General features: G+C 68.9%; 6 protein-coding genes. 4 read left to right on the top strand and 2 right to left on the bottom strand.

The features are described from left to right. From HUU95_RS04705 to HUU95_RS04690, 4 genes are all read left to right on the top strand, one after another. Positions 1–2176 (top strand): TonB-dependent receptor (locus tag HUU95_RS04705; protein WP_174279050.1); only part of this gene is annotated, 2176 nt, incomplete at its 5' end. Positions 2177–2226: 50 nt separating this feature from the next. Beyond that, positions 2227–3051 (top strand): hypothetical protein, encoded by an 825-nt coding sequence (locus HUU95_RS04700; RefSeq protein WP_174279049.1) that lies wholly within the window; start codon positions 2227–2229, stop codon positions 3049–3051. Positions 3052–3086: 35 nt separating this feature from the next. Beyond that, positions 3087–3893: a hypothetical protein gene (locus HUU95_RS04695; protein ID WP_174279048.1), complete on the top strand. Its 807-nt coding sequence runs from the start codon at positions 3087–3089 to the stop codon at positions 3891–3893. A gap of 121 nt (positions 3894–4014) precedes the next feature. Beyond that, positions 4015–4296 carry a hypothetical protein gene (locus HUU95_RS04690; protein ID WP_174279047.1) on the top strand — a complete coding sequence of 94 codons (282 nt, stop codon included), beginning with the start codon at positions 4015–4017 and terminating at the stop codon, positions 4294–4296. 111 nt (positions 4297–4407) lie between these two features. Here HUU95_RS04690 and HUU95_RS04685 read toward each other — a convergent pair whose 3' ends face one another. Continuing rightward, positions 4408–4974, bottom strand: coding sequence for a DedA family protein (locus HUU95_RS04685; protein WP_174279046.1), 567 nt, complete (start codon positions 4972–4974; stop codon positions 4408–4410). After that, on the bottom strand, positions 4971–7043 hold the full coding sequence (locus tag HUU95_RS04680) for a S9 family peptidase (RefSeq protein ID WP_174279045.1): 2073 nt from the start codon (positions 7041–7043) through the stop codon (positions 4971–4973). Before HUU95_RS04680 ends, HUU95_RS04685 begins: the two co-directional genes overlap by 4 nt. Positions 7044–7097: the final 54 nt, after the last annotated feature.

Below are 7097 nucleotides of genomic sequence, written 5' to 3'. Positions count from 1 at the left end.
GAGCCAGTCCGCCACGGGCGATCGCCCGGCCGGGATCGCCCGGCCGGCGGCGGCCGCGCCCGATGGCGCGCAGGACACCAACACCGTCGCCGACATCGTCGTGACCGCGCAGAAGCGGTCGGAAAACCTGCAACGCGTGCCGATCGTGATCACCGCGGTCAGCGGCGCCCAGCTCGCCACCGCCGGTGTCACTAACCTGACGACGCTGGGCACGGTGGCGCCGGGCCTCAACGTGCGCACGCAGGGCGGCGGCGTCTTCCAGCCCTCGCTGCGCGGCATCGGCACGTCGAGCAACGTCGTGGAGAACCCGGTCGCGCTCTATGTCGACGGCGTCTACCTGCCGCAGCAGCGCGAGGGCAATCGCGAGCTGCCCGATGTCGAGCAGGTCGCGGTGCTCAAGGGGCCGCAGGGCACGTTATTCGGGCGCAATGCGACGGGCGGCGTCATCCAGATCACCACGCGGCGCCCGTCGCAGGAGTTCGCGGTCCAGGCCAAGGCGGAGATCGACAATTACGCCACCTTCCGCACCAGCGGCTTCGTGTCCGGCGGCCTCGCCGACGGCGTCGCGGCGAGCCTGTCGGGCGATTTCGCCACGCAGGGCCGAGGCTATGGCCACAACCTGACCAACGGCCACGACACCTTCCAGATCGCCCATTCGCTCGGCCTGCGCGGCAAGCTGCTCCTCGAACCGGACGCCAGGACGTCGCTGCTGGTGATCGGCGACTATCTCGACTTCAAGAACTACACCTACAGCTTCGTCCCCTATCCCGGCACGAGCTTCAGCGTGCCGCTGCCCGGACCGCTGCCCAGCCGGCAGGATACCTATTCGATCACCAACCCCTATGCCGCCTATAAGGGCGGCGGCATCAGCGGGACGATCGAACGCGACCTCGATTTCGCCAAGCTGGTCTCGATCACCGCGCTGCGTCGCGGCAGCACCAACTACCGCTTCGACGACGTGCCGGTCGGGCAATCGGTGTTCATCGTCAGCGTGGCACCAGGGGCCCAGCCGAACCGGTCGTTCAGCGAGGAGGTGCAGCTCGTCTCCGAGAAGAGCAGCGCGATCACCTACACCGCCGGCCTGTTCTATTTCTACAATCGCAATGCCAACCAGCCGATCTTCCGCCAATTCTTTCCGGCCTTTTACGGCAACCCGCCGGCGACGGTGCTCGCCGGGCTGAACCGCACCACCCTCACCTTTGGCGAGGAGCGCACCCGGTCGGTGGCGCCGTTCGGGCAGGTCGGCATCCGGTTGGCGCAGGGCACCAACCTGACGCTCGGCGCGCGCTACACATATGAAAAGCGCACGCTGGTCGGATCGGTGATCCTCAACCGCAACAACGGCACGATCGGCAACCCGCTCTACAATCCCGCGCCGTTGACGATCAACAAGCCGACGTGGCGGATCGCGCTGGACCACCAGTTCGGGCCCGACGTGCTGGGCTACGTCTCGTACAACCGGGGCATCAAGAGCGGCGGGTTCAACATCCTCAATCCCGCCAACCCGGCCTATCTGCCCGAACGGCTCGATGCCTATGAGGCGGGGCTCAAGACCGAGCTGCTCGACCGGCGGCTGCGGCTCAACGCCGGCGGCTTCTATTACGATTACGACAACCTGCAGGTCACCCAGTTCGTGGGCGTGACGCAGACCGTCGCCAACGGCGCCAAGGCACGGCTGTACGGGCTGGATGTCGACTTCAACGCGCGAGCGACCACCGAGCTCAGCCTCAGCGGCGGGCTGGAGCTGCTGCACGCCCGCTTCGTCTCCTACCCCGGCGCGGTGGGCAGCATCGTCAAGCCGACGGGCGGCGCGACGCTGATCTCCGTCGATGCGAGCGGCCGGCGCATCCCCCAAGCGCAGAAGATCGCGGGCACGCTCGCGGTCGATTACGAGAAACCGGTGTCGTTCGGCACCATCCACGCCAACCTCACCGCGAACTACAATGGCGACTACAAGATCGAGGCGGACAATTTCCTGACCCAGGGTGCCTATACGCTGCTCAATGCCTCGCTGGCATGGCGGCCGCATGGCGATCACTATGCCGTGACGGTGTTCGCGCGCAACCTGCTCGACGAGATCGTCCTGAACAACACGTCGTCCCAGGCGGTGGGCTATCCGACCTCCTATGGCCAACCGCCTCGCACGGTCGGCGTCATGGGCAAGGTCACCTTCTAGGATCGAAGCGGGCCAGGGGGCTGCCGTGACACGGAAGCGGGAGAGCGATCTTGAGGCGCTTGGCGGATGGGCGTCCCGGGCCGCGCGACGGCTCCTCCCGTGCGGGGCGGCTGGCCTGGCCGGTGCTGTGTTCGATCATCCTCACGCCCGGTTCCGCTCGGACGCCGTCCTCCGCGCCCGGATCGGCCCTGCCGGCGCCGCCCAGGACGGCCAGCTGGAACGGCGATCCGAGCGCGCCACCCTTTGGCGGCGTCTGGCGGCTGGCGGAGGCGCCGGCCGCGCCACGCGGCAGCAGGGAAGGCTGGGCTCCCTGGCCGCCGCCGCTCAAGGGCGCGTTCGCGACCAGATGGCGCAAGGCGGTGGCCGACGCGGCCGCCGGCACGCGCACCGACGATCCGGTGATGAATTGCCTGCCGCCGGGGATGCCGCGCTTCATCACCGGTGATCGGGGTCCGTTGCTGATCATCCAGTCGCACGATCGGGTGACGCTGTACCGCGACGGCATGGGGCCGCGCCGCGCCTGGCTCGACGGACGCGCGCTGCCGGCGCCCAGGGACCTGGAGTCCTTCTACAGCGGCACCACGGTCGGCCGCTACGAGGGCCAGGACCTTGTCCTCGACAGCATGGGCTTCAAGGATCAGCCGATCGACGGCACCGGCGTACCGCACAGCGATCGGCTGAAGATCGCCGAGCGCTACCATCGCGTCGACGAGGCCACGCTGCGGGTGACGGTGACGCTGACCGATCCGCTCGCCTATGCGCGGCCGCTGACCGCCACCGTGATCTATAAGGCGGTCGACGACCCGCTATGGGAGCCGCGCGAGTTCCTCTGCACGCCCCGGACCGGCTATCACCCGGACCTGTTCGTGCGCTGAGCCGGCGGCCGGGATCGTTCACGACAGGATCGCCCATGATCAAGCGTTTCGTCCTCTTCGCGCTCGCCTCGCTCTGCGCCGGTCCGCTCGGCGCGGCGGCGGCCGACGACCCGGTCGAGACCGCGCCCGGCCATACGCTCTACGGCGATCCCGCCGCCCCCGACATCTCGGGGCTGTGGCTCGGCAGCCGCCCGCTCGCGCCCGGCCACCAACCGCAAGTGCCGCCCGAGCCCGGGTCCACCGTCCAGTGGTTCCCCTGGCCGCCCCGGCTGACGCCGGCCTATCAGAAGATCGCCGACGAACGCGCGGCCGCGAGGAAGGAGGGGCGCCAGCTCGGCGATATCGGCAAGCTCTGCCTGCCGTTCGGGGTCCCCCGCATGCTCGCCGGCACGCTCTATCCCAACGAGATCGTCCAGACGCCGAACGTCGTCACCCTGTTCAACTTCGGTACCTTCCCGATCATGATCTGGACCGACGGCCGCCCGCATCCCAAGGACCTCAAGCCCAGCTATAACGGTCACTCGATCGGCCATTGGGAGGGCGACACCCTGCATGTCGACACCGTCGGCATCCTGCCGGCCACCGTCGTCGAGGACGACACCAACACGCCGCACAGCGCCCGGCTTCATGTCGTGACGACGATCCGCAAGGTCGCCCCCGACGTGGTGCATGTGCACATCACGCTGCTGGACGAGGAAGCGTTCACCGAGCCGATGGTCATCACCAACATCCTGCGACGCAAGAGTGGGCCGAAATGGCAGGTGCTGGACGACATGTCCTGTTTCGAGAACAACAGGACCATGATGGAGAAGAACCGCCCCGACGGGTTCATCAATTTCTAGCGAGAAGCGGTGTCCGGGGAGGCTTGCTCGGCTTGGCGGAGACCCGCCGCGCCCGGCCCATCCACGATTGAACCGGATGCGCAATGAGGCGTTGCACCCGCCATCATCCTGGGAGTTTATCATGCGTCAGTTCGTCCTCGCCGCCGCCACCGCCGCGCTGTTCGTTCCCACCGTCGCCGCCGACGCGAGGCCCCGCCACGCGCATTACTATCGCGGCGAAAAGGTATGCAGGCATTCGAGCGGCACGACGGGTATCGTCGCGGGTGGCGTCGGCGGCGGGCTGCTCGGCCACGCGCTGCTGGGCGGAGTCGGCGGGACGCTGGCGGGTGCCGCCGGCGGTGCGCTGGGCGGCCGCGCGATCGACCGCTCGATGACGGCGAAGCAGCGGTGCTACTACCGCTAGGTTGAGCCCGGCGGCGCTGTCACCAGCGCCGCCGGGAGCTGCTGCACCCGAGCAGCCAGGCCGCGTGATCGACGTGGCCCGGCCCGGCGGTGAAGATAGGCACGAGCTGGCTCACCGCTCGCGCGTCCGCCACCAGTGGACCGCGCCCAGCGCCACCCCCGCCGCGACCAGTCCGCCGACGATCCACCACAGATGGTGCCCGCGCGGTCGCAGCCGGCCGGCGAACGCCTCGAACCCGTGCCCGAACAGATAGCCGACGATGCTGAAGATCGTCCCCCACATCACCGCCGCGATCGCGTTGATGGGGAAGAACAGCCGCGCCGGCACCTGGCTCGTCCCGATCGCGACCGGGCTGACCGTGCGCATGCCGTAGATGAAGCGGAACAGGAAGATGAAGCTCCTCGGATAGCGTTCCAGCCAGCCGAGCGCGCGCGCGAACGTCCGTTTCCCGCGCACGCGGCGCACCCAGCGATGGTCGCGCGAGCGGCGGCCGACCGCGAACCAGATCTGGTCCGCCAGGAACGACCCCACCGACGCCGCCACGCATGCGCCGGTCAGCGAGAACAGCCCCTGATGCGCGAGCAAGCCGCCCGCGACGACGACCGCCTCGCCCTCCAGCCCCGCCCCCAGGAACAGCGCGACGAGGCCATAATGGCGGACAAGGCCTTCGAGCGTCACCCGAGGTCGTCGCCCTCTACCCCGAGCTGCCACAGCACGAAGGCATGTTCCTCCGCGCCCTCGCGCAGCGACTCGAACCGCCCCGACTTGCCGCCGTGCCCGGCGCCCATGTTGGTCTTGAGCAGCAGGATGTTGCCGTCGGTCTTGAAGCTGCGCAGCTTGGCCGCCCATTTGGCGGGTTCCCAATAGGTGACGCGCGGATCGTTCAGCCCGCCCGAGATGAACAGCGGCGGATAGCGCTGCGCGCGCACGTTGAGATACGGATCATAGCCCCGGATCGTCGCGAACGCGGCGGCATCCTCGATCGGGTTGCCCCATTCGGGCCATTCGCCCGGCGTCAGCGGCAGATCGGCGTCCATCATCGTGTTGAGCACGTCGACGAACGGCACGTCGGCGATCACCGCGCCCCACAGCTCGGGATCGGAGTTGATCACCGCGCCCATCAGCTCGCCGCCGGCCGAGCCGCCCGCGATCGCGATCCGCCCGGCCGCCGTCCACCCATCCGCGACCAGCCCGCGCGCGACATCGACGAAATCGGCGAAGGTGTTGTTCCGCCGGTCGAGCTTGCCGTCCAGATACCATTGCTGGCCCAGATCGTCGCCGCCCCGGATATGCGCGATCGCATAGGCGAAGCCGCGATCGAGCAGCGACAGCCGCCCGGTGGAGAAGCCCGGCGGGATCGACAGGCCATAGGCGCCATAGCCGTACAGGAAGAGCCTGCCCGACCCGTCGCGCGGGAAGCCGGCCGGGTAGACGATCGACACCGGCACCCGCGTCCCGTCGCGCGCCGTGACGTGCAGCCGCTCCGTCCGGTAGCGCGCGGCGTCGTAGCCCGACGGGATCTCCTGCACCTTGCGCGTCGCCAGCGCGCCCGTCGCGACGTCACAGTCATAGACGGTGCCGGGCGTGACCATCGACTGGTATGATAGCCGCAGCGTGTCGACCGCATATTCCGGATTGTCGCCCAGCCCGGCATCGTAGCTCGCCTCCGGAAAGGCGATGCGCCGGGGCTCGCCGCCCGCGTAGCGGTGGATCAGCACCTGATCGAGCCCGTCCTCGCGCCCTTCCACCACGAAGAAGTCGCGATAGCATTCGACGCCGGTCAGGTAGAAATGCGGATCGGGCGCGATCCGCTCGGTCCACTCGCCGGGCCGTTCGACCGGCGCGGTGACGAGGCGGAACTGCGGGTCGGTGTCATTGGTGTGGATGAACAGCGTGCCGTCATGCTCGTCCACGTCATATTCGCGCCCGACCTGCCGCGCGCTGACGAGCAGCGGCCTGGCGAGCGGGTCGTGCGCGGGCAGCAGCCACGCCTCGCTGGTGACATGGTCGCCGGTGGCGATCACGATCCAGTTGCGCGCGCTGGTCTCGCCTACCGCGACGCGAAAGCCCTCGTCCGCCTCGCGGAACAGCTCGATGTCGTCGGCCGGATCGGTGCCGAGCCGATGCAGGCGGGCATTGTCGGTCCGCCATTGCTCGTTGGCGAGGCCATAGAGGAAACCGGTATCGTCCGCCGTCCACACGATCTCCGACAACATGCCCGGGATCACCTCGGGCAGATGCTCGCCGGTGCGCAGGTCCTTGATCCGCACCTCGAACCGTTCGGCGCCGCTGTCGTCGATCGCATAGGCGAGCTTGGTGCCGTCGTTGGACACGGCAAAGGCGCCGAGCCGAAAATAGTCCTTGCCCCCGGCCAGCGCCGGCTCGTCGAGCAGCAGTTCGTCCGCGCCGCCCGCCACCGGCCTGCGCCACCATTGGCGATACTGGCCGCCCGTCTCGAACGCGGTCCAGTACAGCCAGTCGCCGTCCTTCTGCGGAACGGAGGAATCGTCCTCCTTGATGCGCGCGCGCATCTCTTCGTACAGCCGGTCGATCAGCGGCCGGCGCGGCGCCATCGCGGCGTCGAAATAGGCGTTCTCGGCTTGGAGATAGGCGAGCACGTCCGGATCGGTGACGTCGGGATAGCCGGGATCGCGCAGCCAGGCATAGGGATCGTCGATCGTCACCCCGTGCGCGGTGAAGGAATGCGGGCGGCGCTCGGCGATCGGAGGCGGGGGCAGGTCGGTCATCGCCGCCGCCCTAGCCGCGCCCGGTCCCCGGCGGAACCCCGGGCGCCGGCGCCG

Source organism: Sphingomonas bacterium, from assembly GCF_903643065.1.
GTDB lineage: Bacteria > Pseudomonadota > Alphaproteobacteria > Sphingomonadales > Sphingomonadaceae > Sphingomonas.
The sequence above is the reverse complement of the archived record's forward strand: the minus strand, read 5'-3'. Positions and strand labels throughout refer to the sequence as shown.